20 protein-coding genes and 1 other RNA gene are annotated in these 19962 nt (G+C 63.0%); 9 read left to right on the top strand and 12 right to left on the bottom strand.

What is annotated here, in order from left to right:
• Positions 1-282 precede the first annotated feature (282 nt).
• Complete coding sequence (locus tag LQT98_RS24255) at positions 283-2064, top strand: PAS domain S-box protein (protein WP_269325938.1); 1782 nt, start codon at positions 283-285, stop codon at positions 2062-2064.
• Positions 2065-2258: 194 nt separating this feature from the next.
• Positions 2259-2615, top strand: a complete 357-nt coding sequence (locus tag LQT98_RS05355; RefSeq protein ID WP_231461400.1) for a hypothetical protein — start codon at positions 2259-2261, stop codon at positions 2613-2615.
• A gap of 121 nt (positions 2616-2736) precedes the next feature.
• Here the strand turns inward: LQT98_RS05355 and ssrA are convergent.
• Positions 2737-3101, bottom strand: a transfer-messenger RNA (tmRNA) gene (gene ssrA, locus LQT98_RS05350).
• A 358-nt stretch (positions 3102-3459) separates the two neighbouring features.
• Here ssrA and LQT98_RS05345 point away from each other — a divergent pair.
• Positions 3460-3903 (top strand): hypothetical protein, encoded by a 444-nt coding sequence (locus LQT98_RS05345; RefSeq protein ID WP_156183878.1) that lies wholly within the window; start codon positions 3460-3462, stop codon positions 3901-3903.
• A gap of 128 nt (positions 3904-4031) precedes the next feature.
• Here LQT98_RS05345 and LQT98_RS05340 read toward each other — a convergent pair whose 3' ends face one another.
• The 4 genes from LQT98_RS05340 to LQT98_RS05325 all read right to left on the bottom strand — a co-directional run bounded on the left by LQT98_RS05340 (position 4032) and on the right by LQT98_RS05325 (position 10450).
• Entirely contained in the window at positions 4032-5129 is a 1098-nt protein-coding gene (locus tag LQT98_RS05340) for an HD-GYP domain-containing protein (protein WP_231461399.1), read from the bottom strand.
• Positions 5126-8218: a response regulator gene (locus LQT98_RS05335; protein ID WP_053074418.1), complete on the bottom strand. Its 3093-nt coding sequence runs from the start codon at positions 8216-8218 to the stop codon at positions 5126-5128. Before LQT98_RS05335 ends, LQT98_RS05340 begins: the two co-directional genes overlap by 4 nt.
• Before the next feature lie 103 nt (positions 8219-8321).
• Positions 8322-9644 carry an amidohydrolase family protein gene (locus tag LQT98_RS05330; protein WP_231461398.1) on the bottom strand — a complete coding sequence of 441 codons (1323 nt, stop codon included), beginning with the start codon at positions 9642-9644 and terminating at the stop codon, positions 8322-8324.
• A gap of 17 nt (positions 9645-9661) precedes the next feature.
• A complete protein-coding gene (locus LQT98_RS05325) occupies positions 9662-10450 on the bottom strand; it encodes a uracil-DNA glycosylase family protein (RefSeq protein ID WP_231461397.1) in 789 nt (262 codons plus the stop codon).
• Between the two features lie 156 nt (positions 10451-10606).
• On the opposite strand from LQT98_RS05325, the gene LQT98_RS05320 reads away from it, so the two are divergent.
• Positions 10607-12169 carry an alkaline phosphatase D family protein gene (locus LQT98_RS05320; RefSeq protein WP_231461396.1) on the top strand — a complete coding sequence of 521 codons (1563 nt, stop codon included), beginning with the start codon at positions 10607-10609 and terminating at the stop codon, positions 12167-12169.
• A 25-nt stretch (positions 12170-12194) separates the two neighbouring features.
• Here the strand turns inward: LQT98_RS05320 and ampH are convergent, their stop codons facing one another.
• Positions 12195-13307 carry a D-alanyl-D-alanine-carboxypeptidase/endopeptidase AmpH gene (gene ampH, locus LQT98_RS05315; protein ID WP_231461395.1) on the bottom strand — a complete coding sequence of 371 codons (1113 nt, stop codon included), beginning with the start codon at positions 13305-13307 and terminating at the stop codon, positions 12195-12197.
• A 336-nt stretch (positions 13308-13643) separates the two neighbouring features.
• Here ampH and LQT98_RS05310 point away from each other — a divergent pair, with 336 nt between their 5' ends.
• The gene (locus LQT98_RS05310) at positions 13644-14345 is read left to right on the top strand and encodes a hypothetical protein (RefSeq protein WP_231461394.1); all 702 of its coding nucleotides are present in this window, start codon (positions 13644-13646) and stop codon (positions 14343-14345) included.
• Positions 14346-14406: 61 nt separating this feature from the next.
• Here the strand turns inward: LQT98_RS05310 and LQT98_RS05305 are convergent, their stop codons facing one another.
• Both LQT98_RS05305 and LQT98_RS05300 read right to left on the bottom strand, forming a co-directional pair.
• The gene (locus tag LQT98_RS05305; protein WP_048410300.1) at positions 14407-14730 is read right to left on the bottom strand and encodes a low molecular weight protein tyrosine phosphatase family protein; all 324 of its coding nucleotides are present in this window, start codon (positions 14728-14730) and stop codon (positions 14407-14409) included.
• Positions 14708-14932 carry a hypothetical protein gene (locus LQT98_RS05300; protein WP_048410301.1) on the bottom strand — a complete coding sequence of 75 codons (225 nt, stop codon included), beginning with the start codon at positions 14930-14932 and terminating at the stop codon, positions 14708-14710. The genes LQT98_RS05305 and LQT98_RS05300 overlap by 23 nt, the downstream gene beginning before the upstream one ends.
• Before the next feature lie 164 nt (positions 14933-15096).
• On the opposite strand from LQT98_RS05300, the gene LQT98_RS05295 reads away from it, so the two are divergent.
• Positions 15097-15477 (top strand): DUF4180 domain-containing protein, encoded by a 381-nt coding sequence (locus tag LQT98_RS05295; RefSeq protein WP_231461393.1) that lies wholly within the window; start codon positions 15097-15099, stop codon positions 15475-15477.
• Between the two features lie 31 nt (positions 15478-15508).
• Here LQT98_RS05295 and LQT98_RS05290 read toward each other — a convergent pair whose 3' ends face one another.
• From LQT98_RS05290 to LQT98_RS05280, 3 genes are all read right to left on the bottom strand, one after another.
• Positions 15509-15757, bottom strand: coding sequence for a hypothetical protein (locus tag LQT98_RS05290; protein ID WP_231461392.1), 249 nt, complete (start codon positions 15755-15757; stop codon positions 15509-15511).
• A gap of 178 nt (positions 15758-15935) precedes the next feature.
• On the bottom strand, positions 15936-16304 hold the full coding sequence (locus LQT98_RS05285; protein ID WP_048410303.1) for a LecA/PA-IL family lectin: 369 nt from the start codon (positions 16302-16304) through the stop codon (positions 15936-15938).
• A gap of 167 nt (positions 16305-16471) precedes the next feature.
• The gene (locus tag LQT98_RS05280; RefSeq protein WP_231461391.1) at positions 16472-16789 is read right to left on the bottom strand and encodes a hypothetical protein; all 318 of its coding nucleotides are present in this window, start codon (positions 16787-16789) and stop codon (positions 16472-16474) included.
• Positions 16790-16896: 107 nt separating this feature from the next.
• Here LQT98_RS05280 and LQT98_RS05275 point away from each other — a divergent pair, with 107 nt between their 5' ends.
• Together LQT98_RS05275 and LQT98_RS05270 are read left to right on the top strand one after the other, a co-directional pair.
• Positions 16897-17322 (top strand): hypothetical protein, encoded by a 426-nt coding sequence (locus tag LQT98_RS05275; RefSeq protein WP_231461390.1) that lies wholly within the window; start codon positions 16897-16899, stop codon positions 17320-17322.
• A complete protein-coding gene (locus LQT98_RS05270) occupies positions 17319-17957 on the top strand; it encodes a CHAP domain-containing protein (RefSeq protein ID WP_048410306.1) in 639 nt (212 codons plus the stop codon). Before LQT98_RS05275 ends, LQT98_RS05270 begins: the two co-directional genes overlap by 4 nt.
• Positions 17958-17966: 9 nt before the next feature.
• On the opposite strand, the gene LQT98_RS05265 is transcribed toward LQT98_RS05270, so the two are convergent.
• A complete protein-coding gene (locus LQT98_RS05265) occupies positions 17967-19052 on the bottom strand; it encodes a chitosanase (RefSeq protein WP_231461389.1) in 1086 nt (361 codons plus the stop codon).
• Positions 19053-19274: 222 nt separating this feature from the next.
• Here LQT98_RS05265 and LQT98_RS05260 point away from each other — a divergent pair, with 222 nt between their 5' ends.
• Positions 19275-19781, top strand: coding sequence for a hypothetical protein (locus LQT98_RS05260; RefSeq protein ID WP_231461388.1), 507 nt, complete (start codon positions 19275-19277; stop codon positions 19779-19781).
• Positions 19782-19962: the final 181 nt, after the last annotated feature.

Raw genomic sequence — 19962 nt, 5'->3', positions numbered from 1 at the left:
CACGCTGCCCATGTCTCTTGTTATGCAAATTTCATTTTTTGTGCCATGGTGAATAGTGCTTGTCGCAGGACTTGGGTGAAATCGATGGTTTTCAGTCAGTTTTACATCTGTGTTTTGTGTTGGTTGCGAGTCGATGCCGTGGCGGCCGCGTGCCAAATCAGTCAGAAACAGCCAAAGTCGTGAATGGTTTAAAGGCGGTTTTTGGCTCTGAGCTTTATCGCGTGCTGCCGGTGATTGTCGGCTTCCCAATAAGTGTTGGTGCCAGAATTTGGAGGGTGAGAAATGCTAAATTTCATTTCGAGGTTTTTAAGCAGAGCCCAGTCCGGAAATATTGTAAAAGCGTTGAACTCGGCTCAAGCGGTGATTCAGTTCGATGTGGACGGGACAATACTGGATGCCAATGATTTATTCCTGAATTTGATGAAATACACCTTGCCGGAGATACGGGGAAAGCACCACCGGATTTTTGTCGATGAACGGGAGGCGTCTTCAAACGATTATCAAGGATTCTGGGATAAGCTCAAGCGCGGAGAATCCCAAACCAGCTGTTTCAAGCGGATGGACAAAAATGGCGCGGCGTTATGGATTCAGGCTTCCTATGTCCCGATCAAGTCGGGAGGCAGGGTGTGCCGCATCATAAAATTCGCCAGCGATGTGACCGAGAGCGTCAGGAAGAATGTCGATTTCAGTTCGCAAATTACGGCCATCAATCGCTCGCAAGCCGTAATTGAATTTGATGTGGATGGGGCGATCTTGGTGGCGAACGATAATTTCTGTCATTTGATGGGGTATGCGCCTGCGGAGATCAGAGGCAAGCATCATCAGATCTTTGTCCGTGCCGAAGAGCGGCTCAGCCCAGAGTATAAGAAATTTTGGGACAAGCTGAGAGACGGCGTATTTCAGACCGCGGAGTATTGCCGTGTCAGAAAAGACGGCCAGCAAGTCTGGATTCAAGCCACCTACAACCCTATCGTCGATCCTAGTGGCGAGGTGTTGAAAATCGTCAAGTATGCGACAGACATCACCGCCATGGTCAAGGCGCGTGAAGATTTGAGGCTGATGTCCCTGATCGTCGACAATACCGACAATTCCGCGCTGGTGGCCGATAGCGAGGGCTTGGTGGTGTTTGCCAATAATGGCTTCAGCAAGATGAGCGGCTATACGCACGATGAGATCATCGGGCATAAACCGGGGTCGCTATTGCAAGGCGCGGGCACCGATGCTCAAACCGTGCAGGCGATCGGCGCTGCACTGCGCGGCAGAAAAGCGTTTGCCGGAGAAATTCTTAATTACACCAAGAGCGGGCATCCTTATTGGGTGTCCTTGGCGATCAATCCGATATTCAACGAACAGGGTTCCCTGGTGAACTTTGTCTCGGTGCAGGCCGATATCACCGAGACAAAGGTGAAAGAGCTTGAGTATGAAAAAAGATTCGAAGCCATCGGCATGTCGAATGTGATCAGCGAATGGAATCTTGACGGCAAGGTGTACGATGCGAACGCGTATATGTTGTCGCATCTTGATCTCAAGTCGGTGGATGAATTGGTCAGCCATGCCAGGGTGCTGCCGGAGATCATTGGCAGTGATAATTTCAAGCGCGTTTTGCAGGGCGAACTAGTGGTTCAGGAATTCAAGCTGCGGAAGAAGAGCGGCGATCTGGTATTGATGAATATGACGGTGTGTCCGATCAGCGATCATCTGGGCGCGGTCAGCAATATCGTCACGTATGGGGTTGATGTGACCGCCAAGATGGAGGCGGAACGGGTGACGGACGAGGAAATGCGGCAAGTCATCGCGTCCAGCCAAAAGATCTCCGCCATTATCGGCACGATCAATGACATCGCCAGCCAGACCAATTTGCTGGCATTGAACGCCGCCATCGAGGCGGCGAGGGCGGGCGAGACCGGCAGAGGCTTCGCCGTGGTGGCGGATGAGGTTAGAAAGCTCTCCATTGAATCCACTTCCTCGGCCAAGGAGATTGCTCAGCTTGTCGATGAATCGGTCACGCGCATCATGACGCTGGAGGCCTCCTTGAAGAATCTGAAAGACGGCGGCAACGAATAAGGGCTTCGGGTATAGGCGATGTGAGCTCCGCTGGGCTTGGAGGCCTATCCGGGTTGCCGCGGACTTGTTTCTCGGCGGCACGGTAAAGCCTGCTTCTGGCTTGGATTACGCTCGGCTAATGACATTTGGGCATTGTCGTGGGTATGCTTGCGATAGCCGATCCATTTCCAAACCATGCGAACAAAGGACAACCCATGTCGGACGAAGCCGCTAATAACCATCAAACCAATGATGCAGCGCCAGTGATCGGCGCAGGAGAAGAGGGAAGCGACGCGCTGCGCCGCGACGCTACCTTTCTTGAGCAGATCAACCGGGCCAGTTCGGAAGAGCAAGCCCGCCTGCTGAAGCAGATGCATGCGTTTGGCGAGATTGGGAGCGTGCCTGAGGACGCGCTTGGCGTGATGGTGACGGACTTGCTGTTGAGCAGCACGGCCAAGGTGGCGGAGGCCGCCGGTCCGCTTGCCGGCGAGTCGGCAAAGTTTGCCATCGACAGGGTGGACCAGAGTCTGGAACGCTACCAGGACCTGTTGGAACGGAACAAAGGGCAGTGAATGGTTGGCTTTGGGGGGTAAAAGCTGAGCGAAAAGCTGAGCAAGCCATCCCAAATAGCCAAAAAAAAGCCCCGTTTTACCGGGGCTTGATTTCGTAAGCAATTGATATTGCTAGAATTTGTGGTGGAGGCGGCGGGAATCGAACCCGCGTCCGAAAGTCCTCTACAGTGAGTTCTACATACTTAGTCGTGTCATTTGGATTTAACCGCTGCCACGCCGACGGACAGGCTGGACTTTGGCGAGTTACCTATTGTTTCGCACCATGCCAAGTAACCCGACATAGCACTAGCAGATGTAAAGTGACACTACAGGGTTTTGACGCCCCCGGCCCATCTGCGAACCGTTGTAGTGTCTAGCTAGCCCTTAGGCTGCCAGAGCGTAAGTTTCGTCGTTTGCGACTAAATAAACTCAGTGTTTTACGGGGTGACTGAAATCCCGGTATGCCCCCATCTGCTTCGCAACCCCCGTCGAAACCAGGTCGCCCCCAGATAAGAATGTAGCATTATATAGACATTGCGCGGCCAAAGCTAGTTCCATGGCGGCTTTTGTACGCATTCCGATCCTGCCGCGCCAGCGGCCGGCGTGGAGGGCGCTAATGTCGGCTTGCCTGGCCGTAAAACCGTGGTCTAGATTGATAGATTATTTAAACCATGGTGCCAAAGGGTTTCGGGAGACGAGGGCCGGGCTTTTTAGCGGTGGGTATTTCTCCATTGCACTTGGAATTAGGCCAGGGCGGTTTCAAATCCAGCATGATTTTGCGAGTCAATATTTGCAACTTCAGTTGGATTGACTATGTTGACTTCATGACTGGCCGCATGTGCTTACTTCTCAGCGAGGAGGAAATATGATGGATAAAGAAGCGCTCAGGCAGGAAGCCCTGAAGTGGCGAAACTGGTTTGGCAAAGGTCAACGGCTTTGGAGCTTCGCCCATCATACGGCCATTTTTGGGTCGATTTTGTGCAGCGTGGTGGTGGGCGGGCTGCTGCAGGTGCAGGGACACGATCTGAAGGGCTACTCCACGGTGTTGACCTCGGTGGCCGCGGCGCTGTCCAGCCTGGCCGCCGCAGGCGGTTTTGAACGCAAGTGGAAGAGCAATCGGCTCAGCCGCAGCCGCGTTGACGGCTTGCTGATCGATATCGAGGCCGGTACCTACAGCATGTCGGAACTGGCTTGTCAGTTGAAGGAAATCATTTCCAAGCACGATCTGGACATCACCAAGCGCGACAGCATGGAGCCCTTGCTGGTTGAGCACAAGACCAGCAGCACGGTGAAGTCGCTGCTGTCCTGAACGCCCAGAGGCCTGGGACAGGACACGCCGGCGGCCACGGTGTTTTGTCCCGGGATGAGAATCAGCCCTGCCATTTAACGATGGCGGGGCTGTCGTTTTATCGGGTGGTTACAGCCGGGCGCGGAACATCAGTCCGCGTAGCGTTCGGCTATGGCGCGGAAGGTGTCGGATATGGCGAGGAAGGCGGATACCACATCAGGGTCGAAATGGCTGCCGCTGCCTTCTTGGATGATGGCCACGGCCTGTTCGTGCGATAGCGCGGCCTTGTAGGGCCGGCGCGAGATCAGCGCGTCGTAGACGTCGGCCACCGCCATCAGCCGGGCCGAAACCGGGATGTCGCTGCCGGCCAGGCCTTGCGGGTAGCCGCTGCCGTCCCATTTTTCCTGGTGGCTGTAAGCGATTTCCCTGGCGTGGCGCAGAAAGCTGCTGGGCGCGTCCAGCAGCAGCTCCGCCGCGGCGATGGTGTCGCGGCCCAGGGTGGTGTGGGTTTTGACGATCTCGAATTCTTCCGGCGTCAGCTTGCCCGGCTTGAGCAGGATCTGATCCGGAATGCCGACCTTGCCGATATCGTGCAAGGGCGCGGATTTGAACAAGTCATTGATGGTTTCGTCGCCCAGCGCCGCTTGAAAGCGCGGGTGGTCGCGCAGTTGCTGGCACAGCGCGCGCACATAGCTCTGTGTCCGGCGCAGGTGGTTGCCGGTTTCCTGGTCCCGGACTTCCGCCAGCGAGGCCAGCGCCAGGATGGTGATGTCCTGCACCTTCTGCACCTCGCGGATGCGGCTTTCCACCTCGCCTTGCAGCAGCGAGGCCTTGTCTTCCAGCAGGTCGGTGGCGGCCTTGAGCTTGAGATGGGTCTTGACCCGGGCCAGCACGATGGGCGGCGAGATAGGCTTGATGATGTAGTCCACCGCGCCGGCGTCGAAGCCGGCCTGCTCATTCTCGTTCTCGCCCATCGCGGTCAGAAAGATCACCGGAATCCGCGCGGTGCGCGGGTCCGCCTTGACCCGGCGGCAGGTTTCGAAGCCGCCCATGCCCGGCATCATCACGTCCAGCAGCAGCAGGTCCGGCAGTTCGCCGTCGGCCAGCAGTTCCAGCGCGCGCTCTCCGCTGTTGGCGATCTGGGTGCGGTACTGGTCTTTCAGCAGGCTGTAGAGCAGGGTGAGGCTTTCCGGCGTGTCGTCCACGATCAGCACGGTCTGGCAGCGGGGGGGCGCGGGCTCCATCATTTTATGTTTTCCGGTAGGGCAATGTGCTGGGCGGCGGCGGTGACGCGCAATAGCGCCAGCGCCAGGACGAAATCGAACTGGGTCAGCGCTTTCTCAAAGGCGGCGAATTCCTCGGCGGAAAACAGCGCGCGCAGCGCCGGCGCGTGTTGCAGGAACAGCCCCAGCGCGTCGCCATCGCTGGCGGCCAGCAGCGCCGCCAATCGCCGCAGCAGCTCTGGCTGCGCGGCCGGCGCGGCGATGGCTGCGAAGCGGTCCTCCGCCTCCAGCGCGGCGCGCAGCGCCGTCATCACCCGCTCCAGCTCCGCCGCCAGCGGCGCCAGCGCTTGCGGGATGCCGTCGCGCGCGCGCAGCGCGCGTTCCAGCTCGGTGGACGCCTCTTGCAGGCGCACGCAGCCCACGCTGCCGCTGACGCCCTTCAAGGTGTGGATGGTGCGTTCGGCTTGAGTGTAATCGCCGATTTCCAGCGCCGCGGACAGCCTGGCGGCGGCATCGGCCTCTTCGGCGATGAATTGGCGCAGCAGGTGCAAGTAAAGCTCGCGCTTGCCGGCCACGCGCTTCAGGCCCGCCTGCTGGTCCAGGCCCGGGATGTCCGGCAGCACCAGCGCCGCGGAAGTCGCGCGGCGGATGTCCGCGCCCGGCCGCGAGGGTTTTACCCAGCGCAACAGGGTCTGGAACATCGCGTGCGGGTCTATCGGCTTGGCGATGTAGTCGTCCATGCCGGCGCGCATGCATTCTTCGCGCTCCTCGGTCAGCGCGTCGGCGGTCATCGCCAGCACCGGCAAGGACGAGATTCGGGGGTCGGCCTTGATGCGCCGGCTGGCGGTGAGCCCGTCCATCACCGGCATCTGCACGTCCATCAATACCGCGTCGAAACCGGCGGCGCCCATGGCTTCCAGCCGAGCCAGCGCCTCGCCACCGTGATTGGCCAGCGTCACCAGCGCGCCGGCATCGCTGAGCAGTTCCATGGCGATTTGCTGGTTGACCAGATTGTCTTCCACCACCAGCAGGCGCACGCCGTCCAGGCGCGGCAGCTCGTCGGCCAGCGCCGCCGTCATGCCCGGATCGCGCTGCGGGCCGAACAGGCCCAGCACCACGTCATAGAGCGAGGACAGACTGACCGGCTTGACCAGGACCGCGTCGCAGCCGCTGCTCTCGCCCTGGGCGCGCACATCGTCGCGGCCAAAGGCGGTGGCCAGCACCACCTTGACATTGCGGCTGAGGGTGCGGATCTGGGCGATGGTTTCCACGCCGTTCATGCCCGGCATCATCCAGTCCACGAACACTGCGTCGAAGGGCTGCTCCAGATTGGCTTGGGCAATCGCCGCCACCGCTTCCGGACCCGATGCGCAGGCATGGGCGGAAAAACCCAGCGAGCGCAGCTGGTCGGACAGGATGTCCCGCGCCGAGGCATTGTCGTCCACCACCAGCACGCGCAGGCTGGAGATTTCGCCGGGCAAGCCCTGGCGGCGCGGGTCGGTGGCGGAAGATATGCCGAGCCAGGCGCTGAACATGAACAGGCTGCCCCAATCTGGAGCGGATTCCACCCTGATGGTGCCGCCCATCAGCTCCACCAGCCGCTTGGCGATGGTCAGGCCCAGGCCGGTGCCGCCGAAGCGGCGCGTGGTCGAACCGTCCGCCTGGCTGAAGGGCTGGAACAGTCGCAGCGCCTGCTCATCGCTCATGCCGATGCCGGTGTCGTGCACGCAAAAACGCAGCTGCACCTTGTCGCCCACCAGTTCCAGTGCATTGATGATGATGGCCACCTGGCCTTTTTCGGTGAACTTGATCGCGTTATTGCTCAGATTGATCAGAATCTGGCTTAGGCGCAGCGAATCGCCGACCAGGCCGCGCGGCACGTCGCGGCTGACTTCGAACAGCAGCTCCAGCGATTTCTCGGTGGCCTTTTGCGCCACCAGTGAGGACACCGCCTCCAGCACATCGTCCAGCCAGAACGGCTGCCGCTCCAGTTCCAGCTTGCCGGCCTCCACCTTGGAGAAGTCCAGGATGTCGTTGATGATGCCCAGCAGCGAGGTGCCGGCATTGTGGATCTTGCCGACATAGTCGCGCTGCTGCTGCGACAGCTTGGTTTTCAGCGCCAGATAGGACATGCCGATGATGGCGTTCATCGGCGTGCGGATTTCATGGCTCATATTGGCCAGGAACATCGATTTGGCCTGGGTGGCGTCTTCCGCCTGCCGCTTGGCGATGCGCAATTGTCCGGCGGTATCGGCCAGCCGCGCGTACAGCATGCCGTTTTCCAGCAACAGGATGATCAGCACGAAGCTGGCGGACAGCAGGCCATAGCCGCGGCCGGCGTAAAAACCCAGATCGTAGCGGCTGGCGTTGAGCATTGCCGACAGCGCGATATCACAGAGCCAGGCCGTCATCACCACCGCCAGCCAGATATCCAGCAAGGTGCGCTTCCAGCGCAAGGCCAGCACCGTCAGCGCCAGCGCGCTCAGCCCCCACACCGTGGCCACCACGCCGAACATGACCGGGGTGTAGCGGCTGCCTTGCATGATGGGCGGGAACAGCGGGTGGCCCAGCGTGGCCAGCGCGGTCAGCGCCGCGGCCAGCAGCACGGTGGCGCCCACGCAGAGCAGGATGGCCGGCAGCGGACCGATGCCGCGCCTATGGTCGCCGCGGCTGGACAGCGCCGCGTAGCACAGCACCATCAGCGGAAAGCCGCCGTGCCAGAACATATACATCCAGGCCGTGGTTTGCGGGCCGGCGCCCAGCAGGCCGGTGGGCGAGAACACGCCGGGGAAGGTCAGCGCGTGCGTCATCGCCATCAGCGCGGTGAACAGATAGCCGACGGCCAGCGCCAGCAAGGCGCGCGCGCGCAAAATCGCGTACTGGCCGAACAGCAGCGCGGCGGTCACCAGATCGCACACCGCCAGCGCCGCCTGGTAGGCGGGAATGAAGGACGGGATTTTCAGCAGCGGCAGCTTGGCGAAAGGCAGCACGCAGGCGAACACCAGCATGGATACCGCGATGGCGCTCAGCGCCAATCGCCGCTGCGCGGCGCTGGGCGGCAGCGTGGATAGGAATTGGAACGCGTCTGTGCCGGGAGCGATATCTTGCCGCATGCGCCTGTGCCCCATCAGTCAATGAGATCGACTTTTATGATCAAATCATATTCCTGTGTTTTATAGCATATGGGGATCGGTTTGGCGGCGCGGCGGAACACGTTCAAGGCGCGGCCAGCGGCGCGACGCCGGGGTAGACCTTGAGCAGCGCGGCGCGGACTTCGTCCAGCCGCTGGCCGCCCTTGGGTACCCCCGGTGTTCGCATGCACAGCAGCTTGGGCGCGCCGTCCACCGTCAGCGCGTCGCAGTCGGCGCGGCCGGCGGCCGTCATTGCGTCGCGGTCGCCGTAGAGCAGGCGGCCATCCACCAGTACCGCGGCTACGTCGCGCAGCCTGGCGTTCAGCAGCGTCTGACCGACGCTGGCCCGGGCGCCGGACAGAATGACGATATCGGCCTTCAGGCCGGCGCGCAGCGCGCCTATGTATGAATCCAGCGCCAGTGCCTGAGAGGGATGGCGGGTGATCATGGCCAGCCAGTCCTGTTCGGCAATCGCGCCGGCGAACTGCTCGCGGTTGACGCGATCCGCCACCCGTAATTCATCGAACAGATTGTCGCTGCCGGTGGGATTCCAATCCACGCCCAGCGACACCGGCACGCCGTGGCGCAGGGCCAGGTCGACACGGGTGGTCTGGCCGTATAGCGCCAGATTGCTTTGCGGCGACCAGATCAGTTTGCTGCCCACCGCGCCCATCTGGCGGAACTCCTCGTCGCCAAAAGCCGTGCCGTGGATGATCGCGGTGCCGGCGGTGAGCAAGCCCTTGGACTTGAGCGTGGCGAACTCGGCCAGCGCGGCGGCGTCCACGCCTTCGGCCACGTGGATCAGGAAGGCGTCGGTGGCGTTCCAGTCTATCTTGGGCGCGCCGCCGACATCCAGAATGAAGGTGCGCACATGGGCGGAGGACACCGGCAGGCCGGACTGCGGGTTTTCCGCATTGCGGACCAAGCCTTGCAGACAGCGGCCGGCGGGCGAGCCTTGAATGGTGGTGACGCCGCTGAGCAAGGCCTTGGCCTCGCCGTATTTCACCATCTCGCAGCTCAGGCCGCTGCGCTTCAGTTGGTCGTAGGGGCGCTTGAACGCTTTGTAGGCGGCGGCGCGCTGCCATTGAGCGCGGTTCTGGTAGCGCTTGGGCGGCGCCCACTTGGGTAGCGCGTTGTAGGCCACGTGGTTGTGGGCGTCGATGAAGCCGGGGAGGATGAGGCCGTCGTTCACTTGCAGCACGGTGGCGTCGGCCGGTTCCGCGCAGTCCGCGCCGGCGCAGACGATGCGGTCGCCCGCCAGCACCAGGCGGCCGTCCAGCTCTTGTTCCGGCAAGGCCAGTCGGCCGCGAATCACCAGTTGTCCGCCGGTTCCCGGGGTGACGGACAGTTCAGCGGCGGCGGGGTGGGACAGCAGCGCGGCGCTCAGCAGCCAGGGCATGGGGTTCATCTTGATCGCTCCCGTGTTCAACCCTGATCCGCCTGTGCCGTCCATAGAATGGCGGCGTTGGCGGCAGGGGTTTTCAGCTTGGCCTGGCCCTTGATCAGCCGCGTGGCCATATCGCCCTGTCCCAGCCAGGCCGGCATGCCGAACGGCAGGTCCGCCGCCGGAACCCGCGCCAGGTCCTGCTCGCGGAATCCGCTCAGCGGATAGGGCGACGGATCCGGCGTGACGCCTGGGTCCGGCGTCAGCAGCGGCGCCAAGGCGGCCAGCGTCTGGTTCCAGGACTTGAGCAGGGCGGCCGGCGCGCGCGCGGTGGGGTGCTGCGCCTGAAACAGCCGCTGCGCGGCCTTGAACGCGGCCGCGCCCGGCCAGTCGTCGAGCACCTTCGCCGCCGCCTTGCCAAAGCCGACCACGGCCTGCAGGCCGGGCTGCGCCAGTTGATCCAGCAAGCGGTTGCGCCAGGCGCGCACCGCGGCCTGATCCATGAAGCCCGCCATCTCGGCGTCGAACTGACCATAGATGCTATACAAGCTGGCGTTGACGATCACGTAGCCGTGGTCCAGGCCCAGCTTGCGCAGCAAACCCTGCACCCGCTGGCCGGCGGTGCCCACCATGGCCCGGCGCACCAGGTTTTCGTCGGCGGAGGGGTCTTGCCCGACGATCAGCAGCCTGGCGCTGCCGTCCAGGCGGCCGCGGTAATAGATAGGCCCCCATTCCAGGCGGAACTTGGCCGGCAGCGCCTGGTAGCTGGCCAGCGGCGCTTGCTCGAACAGCGTGGCGAAAGAGGGCGGCGGTCCGGGGTCCCAGCGCATGTGCGTCTCCTCAAAAACCGCGTGGCGCGGCTTGGTTTGAGGTATATGCGAGCAAGCGCATGAAGGAAATACGTGAAATCCGCTAGCGCTACATCGCCGCGTCATCTTGGAACGGCATGCTGGGCATTTTGTGTGCCAGCCGACAAGGAGAACGCCATGGACCGCCGCCGCTTTCTGAAAACTTCGCTCGCCAGCGGGGGGCTGTTGCTGGCCGCGCCGGTCCTGGCCGCGCCGGCCGTCATCGTCTCGGACAAGCAGCGGCCTGTCATCGGCTCCGGCATCCAGATCGGCGATGTGGGCGCGGACCGCGCCATCGTCTGGGCGCGCGCGGACCGCACCGCGCGGCTGCTGGTGGAATGGGACCGCAGCGAACGCTTCGCCGCGCCCCAGCTGCTGCGCGGGCCGTGGGCCACCGAGGCCAGCGACTTCACCGCGCGCGTGGATTTGCGCGGCCTGCCGGCCGGCGAACAATTATTCCTGCGGGTGAGCTACGAGGACGCCGCCCAGCCGCGCGCGCTGTCGGAACCGGTGCTCGGCCGCTTCCGCACCGCGCCGCTGGCGGCGCGCGATCTGCGCTTCGTCTGGTCCGGCGACACCGCCGGCCAGGGCTATGGCATCAATCCGGACTGGGGCGGCATGCGCATTTATGAAACCATGCGCCGGCAGCAGCCGGATTTCTTCGTTCACTGCGGCGACACCATTTATGCCGACGGCCCTATGGCGGCCGAGGTGGCGGTGGAGGGCGGCAAGATCTGGCGCAATCTGCTGACGCCGGAAGTGAGCAAGGTGGCGGAGACGCTGGACGAATACCGCGGCCGCTACCGCTACAATCTGATGGACGCCAATGTGCGGCGTTTCGCCGCCGAAGTGCCGCAGATCTGGCAATGGGACGATCACGAAGTGGTCAACAACTGGTCGGACGGCAAAGACCTGTCCGCCGATCCGCGTTACCGCGAAAAAAACATCGGCGTGCTGCAGGCGCGCGCCACGCGCGCCTTTCTCGACTACGCGCCGCTGCGGCTCCATGGCAATCGCGAGGACGAACGGGTCTACCGCCATCTGCCGCAGGGTCCATTGCTGGACGTGTTCGTGCTGGACATGCGCAGCTATCGCGGTGCCAACGGCGCCAATCTGCAGCGCGAAGGCGAGCCGGGCGCGGACTTCATGGGCCGGGCGCAGCTGCAATGGCTGCTGGAGGGTTTGCAAGCGTCGACGGCGCAGTGGAAGGCGGTGATGGCGGACATGCCCTTGGGCCTGCAAGTGGGCGATGGCAACAACGCGGACGGCAGCCCGCGCTGGGAAGCGATGGCCAACGGCGACCACGGCCGGCCGCTGGGGCGCGAACTGGAACTGGCCTGGCTGCTGCGCGAGATCAAGCGCCGCGATATCCGCAACGTGGTCTGGTTCACCGCCGACGTGCATTACACCGCCGCCCACCATTACCACCCGGAGCGCGCCGCCTTCGCCGACTTCAACCCGTTCTGGGAATTCGTCTCCGGCCCGCTCAACGCTGGCACCTTCGGCCCCAATGCGCTGGACATGACGTTCGGCCCCAAGGTGGTGTACCAGAAAGCGCCGGAAGCGCAGAACCTGTCGCCGCTGGCCGGCCTGCAATTCTTCGGCCAGGTGGACATCGACGCCCGCAGCCGCGCGATGACGGTGCGTCTGAAGGACGTGGCCGGGCAGACGCTGTTCACCCAGGAACTGACGCCGGCCTGAAGCACGGCAGGCTTTGAACAGCTTGTTACGGCCGGTTCAGCGCCAGCAGCAACTGATTGACGCCGTCGCTCATGGCCTGGTAACGCGTCTGCTTGCCACGGGTCAGCGCCACCCATACCGCGGTCTGGCGCTCGGGATCGATGGCGACATAGCTGAGGAAACCGCCGCCGCCGGCGGTTTTTTGCAGGAAGGGCCGCGGGTCCGGCTGTTCGCGCATCGCCACCCAGCCCAGTCCCAGCGCGTCGGCCTTGCCGGGCACGTCCATGCCGGCGACGCTGCGCAGCTCATTGCGCTGATAGCGCATCTGGAAGGTTTGCTGGTACAGGCGCTTGCGCTGCTCGTTCTGCGGCCGCACCAGGTCTTGCAGCCAGCGCTGCATGTCGGCGGCGGTGGAGTAGACGCCGCCGCTGCCTATGGCCGCGCTGGTGTTGACGCAGGGGCTGGTTTCCACGCCGCGCAGCAGGCGCGCGCACTGGGCGGCGCTGGGGCTGAAGGTGGTGTCCTTCATCGCCAGCGGCGCGGTCACGGTTTCCCGCAACAGGACCGGATAGGGTTTGCCGCCGGCGTTGGCCAGCGCGTCGGCCAGGTAGTCGTAAGCCAGATTGGAGTATTGCGCGTTCTGCCCCGGCGCGAAGCCGGCCTTGGTCTTGGCCAGCCAGCGCCAGCGCTGCGGCTGGTCCGGCCAGACGAATACCGGCGTGTCACGCGGCTTGACGCCGGGCAGCTCGCGCGGGAAACCGCTGGTATGCGTGGCAAGGTGCAGCAGGGTGATGGGCTGGCCGTTCAGGGATTTGGGCAGCCTGGCGCCCGCCGGCGCGTACTTCAGCAAGGGGTCATCCAGTTTCAAGCGGTTTTGCAAGGCCAGCGAGGCCAGCACCTCGCTGGTCATCAGCTTGCTGAGGCTGGCGATGCGCAATAGCGAGTCGGCGTCCGGCGCGCGGCGGCTGCCGGGCCGGGTTTCGCCGTAGAAGCGCTGTTGGGCGCCTTGCTTGTCCACCACCACCATCACCATGCCCACCGCCTGGCTGTCCTTGAATATCCGCTCGGCGTGCTGATTCAGTTGGGCGACGGGCATGGCGGCCTGGCTCAGCGCCGGCAGGGCGGTCAGGGCCAGGCCGATGAATCCTTTTGTTCTCATTTATTGTGTTTCCCTTGGGTGAGGCGGCGCGCCGGCGGCGCTATCGACGGCGTGTATTCTATGGGCGGCGCTGAGGGGGGCATAGCGCGCAATATGTAACAACTGTAACCATGGTGGCCGACCCAGGCCAAAAGTACAGGCGTGCCCGGTTTTCGAGATGCTATTACTGGCTAGTCGATGAAGTCCCTATCGCCGCCATTATCGGCCCCGCCTCGCCTGCCAAGGTGCCCGCCCCTGATCGACGACCTAGTGGTTCTCCATCCGTTCGAACGATTTGCCCATGCCGGGCAAGTTGCGCCCGCGCGCAAGGGAATGCCCCAACCGGAGGAAAGCGTCATGTCATCAGTCAATCAGTTTGCCTATGTGCCCAATACCAGCACGTATAAATTCGCCTATGGCGGCTCCATACCCAATATGGCGGTCGTCAACATGCCCAACGACACCAATTGGGCGCGTTGGGCCATGCTCAACGACGGCGAGTATTACCGGCTGTACTGCTTCAAGGGCAGCAGCGCGGACACCTTGTACCAGGCCGCGTTCAATCCGGCCACGTCTAAGTACGAGTACGGCTATCACTCCATTCCGGAGCTGAAGATCACCGGCGCGCCGCCGGACGCGGACGCCAGCAGCCTGGCCATGCTCTACGACAGCAGCACCCGCACCTACCGGCTGTATTTGCGGCGGCTGGGCGCGCCCACGGTGCTGTACCAGTTCGGCTTCAATCGCGCCACCAACCACTACGAGTACGGCTATAACTCCATCCCCACGCTGAATGTCACCGGCGCGCCGCCGGACACGGACTTCCACCGTTGGTCCATGTTGTTCGACGGCAGCACCTATCGTTTGTACGCCTTCAAGGTGGGCAGCGTGGATACCTTCTATCAGTTCGGCTACAACCCGCAGACCCAGGCCTATCAATACGGTCACGATTCAATTCCGGTGCTGACCCTGGTGGGCACGCCGGCGAATAGCAATCTGACCAGCATGGCGATGCTGTTTGGCCAGGGGGATTACCGCTTCTACTTCCAGACCCTGTGACCGCGCGGCAATGAGACAGGGCGGGCTCCGGAAGGAGGCCCGCCCTGGTTTTGGGCGCATGTCAGCCGGGCAGATGGGGCGCCAGCGATTGCTCCAGCAGCTCCATCAGCTCCGGGTCCATATAGGGATAGTCGTCTGGGATCTCCAGCACATGCAGCGGCTTGTGCTCCAACAAGCGGCCAAACTGCGCCAGCAGCCGCTGGCGATGCTTGCCCTCCATCACGAACACCGCGTCCGCCCAGCGCAAGTCAGCGGCGGAGACGGTCTTGCGCGCATTGGGGCTGGTGCCGGCGGAGCGCGCCTGGATGTGCGGATGACGGCGGAACAGCGCCTCCGCGGTGGGGCTGCGCCATTGGTTGCGGCTACAGATAAACAGCCAATTCATCGCCGTAATCCTCGTTGATGCGTTGGCGCATGCTGCGCGTGGGGTAGTCGATGCGCAGTTGGCGCGCTCGGTTCAGTTTGACCTGGCGGGTATATAAATGCTTCCAGTTCTTTTCCAGCGGCCAGTCGGAGGGAGCGCGCTTGCCGGCTTGCTTGAAGAAGTTCAGATGACGGCGCAGCGCGCGCGTGTCGGGATGGCTCATGATGATTCCAGCGTATTGATCGGGTTCAGCAGCCGCGATAACACGTCGGGAATAGGGCGAAATTATTCAATAAATGCCGTAAGGATGCAAGCGGACACGCTTGTTTCTCCTGCAATGTCAGTGGCATCATTTGGCGTATTTTCATCACCAAATGAAAGCATGCCATGTCCAAGCCCGCGCCTCGGCCCTTGCAGGCCGAATTGCTCACGATCCAACAGACCGGCTTGATCGAATGCCGTGCCGGCGTGCAGCGCCTGGAGCAGGCGCTGGAGTTGGTGGCGCTGTGCGGCGAGCACGATGCGCCGCGTTTGCTGCTGCTGGAAGACGCGCTGCCAGCGGATTTTTTCGAGCTGAGCAGCCGTTTTGCCGGCGAATTCATCCAGAAGCTGGTCAATTACCGCATCGCGGTGGCCGGGGTGTTCGCCGACGGCAACGCGCATGGTGAGCGTTTTGGCGAATATCTGCGCGAAGCGCGCCACGGGCGCCAGTTCCGCGTCTTTGACGAGCGGGAGGCGGCGCTGACGTGGCTGGCGGCGCAGCATTGAACGCCGAGCCGCCGGCCACTTGGCCGTGGGTTTAGTTGTTCATGCGGCGGGCTTCGTCTTGCCGCAGCGCTTCCAGATAGTTGTGGTATTCGTCGGCTATCCAGTTGGCCGCTTGGCACAAGCCATCAGGCTGACCCAGATTGGGCTGGGGATTGGCCAGCTGTTGCCGCATGCTCAACAGCAGCGGGCGCAGCAGATTGAGCGCGTCCAGGCCGTTGGCCAGCGCGTCGGCGGTTTCGAGTTTGGAAAGATGGGGAGAGCAAGCGGGACGGGTATCCATGGAGATCGCTCCTATACAAAGCCTATGGATCAAGATTCCACGTCTGTCGGGCGTGGGTCGCCGCTAGTGTGTGTCGGTGTGTTCAGCACCAAGGGCAAGGTAGCAGTGGTGGGCGGGAGCGTCAATCGGAGGAAATGCCGACAGCTCCATCGCGGGGCTGTCGGCTGGCGGAGGGCGATCAGACCGCGTCTTTGCCTATGCTCACCTGGAAGGAGCCGGAGTTATTGCCGTAGGTAGTGGGCACATCGTTGTAATACAAGGTGATCTGGCCCTGGGCATTGGCCGGCGCTTTCCAGCGGAACAGGCCGGTATTGACCGGGATGAAGCCGCTATTGCCGATCTTCATCACCAGCGCGCCGCAGTAGGCATCACCGCAGACCAGGCCTTGGTTGGGTTGGTTCTTGTCGCCCTGCGGGCCCCAGTTGGGTTGCGGGCCATAGCCGGCCCAGCCGGAAGCCACGATGGTGATCAAATCGCCCGGGTTGTAGGTGATGCTGGTGGGTTCCCCGTTCGGGTTGTTCGCTGCGACAGTGCCGGTCCAAGCCATGATGAATCTCCTGATGATCGTTTGAGAGAACGCATATCGGCGCAGGGTGTCCGCGTGACCGCCGGCATTCGCCCGCTGTCACTTTATATGCTTATTTCATTAAAGTTGGCTGGGACGGCTTTTTCTGCTGGCCATTGGGATAGGGCAACCGCGATTGCCGCCGGGGATCAGCGCTTGTCGAGCTTGCAGGCGAGGCCGGTGCCGGCAAAGCCGCCGTAGAGCTTCATCTCGTCCGGTTGTTTGCGGGTGATGAAAAAGCTGTCCGGCAGCGCCTTGCCGGCTGCGTCGCGCGGCCAGGTCAGCAGGCCGCGTTCGTCCATATAGCCCTGGAAGCGCTGTTCGCCGCGGATCAATTCAACGGTCTGGCTTTGGCGGCTGAAGTGGAAGCGGCTGTTGTCGGCGCAGTGATAGCTGGCCTGCATCGCCTGCGGCTTGCAGCCGGCCAGCGCCAGGCTGGCGAGTAGGAGTGGGACGCGGATGGACATGGGCGGCGTGGGTGTGGCTATGGAAGGCCGCCAATATAGCAAGAGCGGCCGACGACGGCTAGCCGCCCTCCGCTTGCGGCTGGCCGATAACGGTGGCAACTGTTAACATGCCGATCGATTTTTTGGCCGCCGATCCCGATGGCGGCCGCAAGGAGAAAAGCATGTTCCCGCGAAAGTCTATGCTGGCGGCGCTTGGCGCGCTGATGCCGTTTGCCGCGCTGGCGGCGGATCTCTATATCGGCATGTTGAGCGTGCATGAAGGGGGCTTGCGTCTGACCCGCTGCAGCATGGGCAAGCCTGTCTATCAATTGCTGAGCCCGGAGGGCCAGCCATTGACGGCGTGGCCAGGCGTGTCGCCGGCGGCGCTGGAGGGCAAGGCGCTCACCTCGGCCCGGGTCTTGGGCGAATTCGCGGAGCGGAATGGCAAGCCGGCCTTGCTGGTGCAAGGGATGGACGCGATCCGCTCCGGCGAATCCTGCCATCTGGATGATTGGCTGGACGAGCAAGTCAAAGCCGAGGCCGAACCGCGATGAAGCTGGGCAAGGGCAAGGCGGCGCTGGCGCTGCTGGCGTTGCTGAGCGCTGCTTACTGGGCGGCCACTCATCTGAACAGCAACTGGGCGCGCGCGGTCGGCGAGCCGGTGGACGCCTTCAACGGCGTCGCCGTGTATTACAACGGCGGTGTGCAGAATGTGGAAGGGCGCAATCTGGCGCCGGATGGCTACAACCTGGGCCTGCGCTATCAGTGCGTGGAGTTCGTCAAACGCTATTACCATCAGCGCTTCGGCCACAAAATGCCGCAGGACAAGGGCCATGCCCGGGACTTCTTCCTGCCCCGGCTGGACAATGGCGCGCTCAATCCCGAGCGCGGCCTGCTGCAATACCGCAATGGCGACGGCGACGCGCCGCGGGAAGAGGACCTGATCGTGTTTGCGCCCTGGGTTTTCAACCGCTATGGCCATGTCGCCATCGTCAGCCGGATCGGGCCGGATTTCATCGAGATCATTCAGCAGAACCCCGGCCCGTTCGGCGATGCCCGCGAGCGGCTGCCCTTGCTCATGGAGCACGGCGTGCCGCGCGTGGGGCATCAGCGGGTATTGGGCTGGCTGCGCCGCGCGCCGGAGGCCTCGGCGCCGGCCGAAGCCATCCCGCCGGCGGACCAGGGTTGAGCGGCGAGCTTATTTCAGCTTCCAGTTGGTGACTTTCTGCACCGCGGCGTCGGCGTTTTTCAGATCGGTCTCGCCCATGTTCAGCAAGGTGTTCCATTGCTTGACGCGGTTTTTGCCATTGGGCGGCTTATTGTATTCATTGCTGTCCACCACCTTGCTGCGCTCGGCGTGGAAACGGCTTAGAAAGGTTTTTTCGTCGCCGCCGCCGCAACGGGACAGCAGCCCCTGCAAGCTGTCCGCGCCGCCGCTGGCGCCCTGGTTCAGCGCGGTGTCGACGAAGGAGCCTATGGTCAGCGCGCTGCTGAAGCCGCGCTGGCGCGCCTGTTGCACGCTGTAGCGGATATAGACCTGGTAAAAGGTCTGCCACATCGCCTCGCGCCAGGCGGCGTTGTTTTGCAGCGCGCCTATCTTGCCGCAGAACACTTTTTCGCTGTCGCTGATCTTGAGCACCGGCCCTTGCATGGCGCCGCGCACGCCGGCGCGCGCCAGGCCACCGGCGACGGAAGGGTTGCCGGCGCCGCTGGCGGCGTCAAAGGCTTTGAACAGCGCCGGGCCGTCCGGCCCCTGATCGCGGGGGCCGCCGGTGGTGGCGCCGAAGATGCCGATGGTGAAGCCGCGCTCATCGTCGATGTCTTCGCAGTAACCGTAGAACTTGGGCCAGTCCAGCGAGTCCTGTTCCGGCTTGTTCACCAGTTGCATGATGTTGTGCCATTGCTCGCCGTCCAGGCCGGTATTGGCTTGCAGGAATTTCAGCGTGGCGGGGGAGAAGTTGTCGTCAGGCCTGGCCGGCTTGGCCTTGGCCGGCGGCGCGCAGCGCGCAGCCGCTATCCATGGCTGGCCGATTTCCGCCGTGCCGCTGCCGGCGAATGGCGGGTTGCCCTGGGTCCAGTAAGCGGCGGTGAAGTTGACGCCGTGATGGCTGGTCACGCTGCCGGCCGGATAGGGGATGGCGGCGTTCCACGGCGTGGCGCAGACCGTCAGCCGCGCGGCCTGCCTTTGCGTGCTGCCGGCGGGCGCGCCTTGCGCCAGCGCGTGGCTGGCCAGCGTCAGCCAGGCGCAGCCGGCCAGGCTCAATATCATGGCTAGAGATTTCAAGAGATGCTCCAGGTGAGCGCGCGGGCGAAGGCCGCGCCGCTGAAACGCAAAAAATGCCATATGATTTTTTGTGGCGAAAGAGGGCGGCACTGGCAAATGGAACGGGCTGCGCGGCGTGAGGTGGTCGCGTCGAACTTGATGCCGGGCACGGCTTGATCGCAGAATGCGGGCTTTCCGCGTCGGGCCTCGGCCAGCGGCGAGCTTTGGAAGAGGGAGCGTGGTTTGCAAGAGGATGATAAGCGCGGCGCTGTCGGCGCGCGCCTGCCGGTGCGGCCGGCGGTGGAGGTGAGCACCTTGCTGCCGGGGCTGTTGCTGAAGAACAGCCCCTTGCTATTGATGGGTTTTTTTCTACTGTTCATCGCCAATGGCGAAAGCGAAGGCAGGGAGATGCCCGGCTATGTGATGGCCGCCGGCATCTTGCTGCTGGTGGGCTGGCGGGTGGTGGCCGAGGCTTGGCATTCGATGCCGGTGGAGCAGGTGGACGGGGTGATGCTGCTGGGCGACGAGTGGGTCGTGACCCGGCAAGCGCCCAGCGCGGTGGTGGTGCGGCATTTGTGGAAAGTGCAGTGGGTGACGCTATTGCGTTGCGGCTCCAAGGATATCCCGGTGCGCTACCACCGTCTGAAGAAGGAGGACAAGCAGCATGCGCTGGAGCTGGCCCGCCGCTTCGGCGTCAAGGTGTGGACCAAGAGCGCCTGGGAGAAGCCCAAGCGGGTGTATTGGCGGTGATGGAAACAGGTTCTAAGAGCCTGTTCAAAGCCTGCTGCGCGTCGGCGGGATGGATAGAAATGGGCGTTGAAACCGAGCTCAAAATGCTCATGTACCACCTGTACATTCCGCTTTTTCGCTCGTTTTCGCCTTGTCTCGCTCTTGCTCGCGAGACTTTGAGCAGGCTCTAAGAACCTGTTTA

Source organism: Chromobacterium aquaticum, assembly GCF_021129195.1.
Lineage (GTDB): Bacteria > Pseudomonadota > Gammaproteobacteria > Burkholderiales > Chromobacteriaceae > Chromobacterium > Chromobacterium aquaticum.
Note: the sequence above shows the minus strand (reverse complement) of the source record. Positions and strands in the feature narration are given on the sequence as shown.

Excerpts from the sequence above, each read along its gene's own strand:
- LQT98_RS05305 (WP_048410300.1), bottom strand. The coding sequence starts at position 14,730 with ATGAATTGGCTGTTTATCTGTAGCCGCAACCAATGGCGCAGCCCCACC.
- LQT98_RS05270 (WP_048410306.1), top strand. The coding sequence starts at position 17,319 with ATGAAGCTGGGCAAGGGCAAGGCGGCGCTGGCGCTGCTGGCGTTGCTG.
- LQT98_RS05290 (WP_231461392.1), bottom strand. The coding sequence starts at position 15,757 with ATGGATACCCGTCCCGCTTGCTCTCCCCATCTTTCCAAACTCGAAACC.
- LQT98_RS05285 (WP_048410303.1), bottom strand. The coding sequence starts at position 16,304 with ATGGCTTGGACCGGCACTGTCGCAGCGAACAACCCGAACGGGGAACCC.
- LQT98_RS05295 (WP_231461393.1), top strand. The coding sequence starts at position 15,097 with ATGTCCAAGCCCGCGCCTCGGCCCTTGCAGGCCGAATTGCTCACGATC.
- ampH (WP_231461395.1), bottom strand. The coding sequence starts at position 13,307 with ATGAGAACAAAAGGATTCATCGGCCTGGCCCTGACCGCCCTGCCGGCG.
- LQT98_RS05280 (WP_231461391.1), bottom strand. The coding sequence starts at position 16,789 with ATGTCCATCCGCGTCCCACTCCTACTCGCCAGCCTGGCGCTGGCCGGC.
- LQT98_RS05330 (WP_231461398.1), bottom strand. The coding sequence starts at position 9,644 with ATGAACCCCATGCCCTGGCTGCTGAGCGCCGCGCTGCTGTCCCACCCC.
- LQT98_RS05300 (WP_048410301.1), bottom strand. The coding sequence starts at position 14,932 with ATGAGCCATCCCGACACGCGCGCGCTGCGCCGTCATCTGAACTTCTTC.
- LQT98_RS05275 (WP_231461390.1), top strand. The coding sequence starts at position 16,897 with ATGCCGATCGATTTTTTGGCCGCCGATCCCGATGGCGGCCGCAAGGAG.
- LQT98_RS05355 (WP_231461400.1), top strand. The coding sequence starts at position 2,259 with ATGTCGGACGAAGCCGCTAATAACCATCAAACCAATGATGCAGCGCCA.
- LQT98_RS05310 (WP_231461394.1), top strand. The coding sequence starts at position 13,644 with ATGTCATCAGTCAATCAGTTTGCCTATGTGCCCAATACCAGCACGTAT.
- LQT98_RS05340 (WP_231461399.1), bottom strand. The coding sequence starts at position 5,129 with ATGATGGAGCCCGCGCCCCCCCGCTGCCAGACCGTGCTGATCGTGGAC.
- LQT98_RS05345 (WP_156183878.1), top strand. The coding sequence starts at position 3,460 with ATGATGGATAAAGAAGCGCTCAGGCAGGAAGCCCTGAAGTGGCGAAAC.
- LQT98_RS05335 (WP_053074418.1), bottom strand. The coding sequence starts at position 8,218 with ATGCGGCAAGATATCGCTCCCGGCACAGACGCGTTCCAATTCCTATCC.
- LQT98_RS05320 (WP_231461396.1), top strand. The coding sequence starts at position 10,607 with ATGGACCGCCGCCGCTTTCTGAAAACTTCGCTCGCCAGCGGGGGGCTG.
- LQT98_RS24255 (WP_269325938.1), top strand. The coding sequence starts at position 283 with ATGCTAAATTTCATTTCGAGGTTTTTAAGCAGAGCCCAGTCCGGAAAT.
- LQT98_RS05325 (WP_231461397.1), bottom strand. The coding sequence starts at position 10,450 with ATGCGCTGGGACCCCGGACCGCCGCCCTCTTTCGCCACGCTGTTCGAG.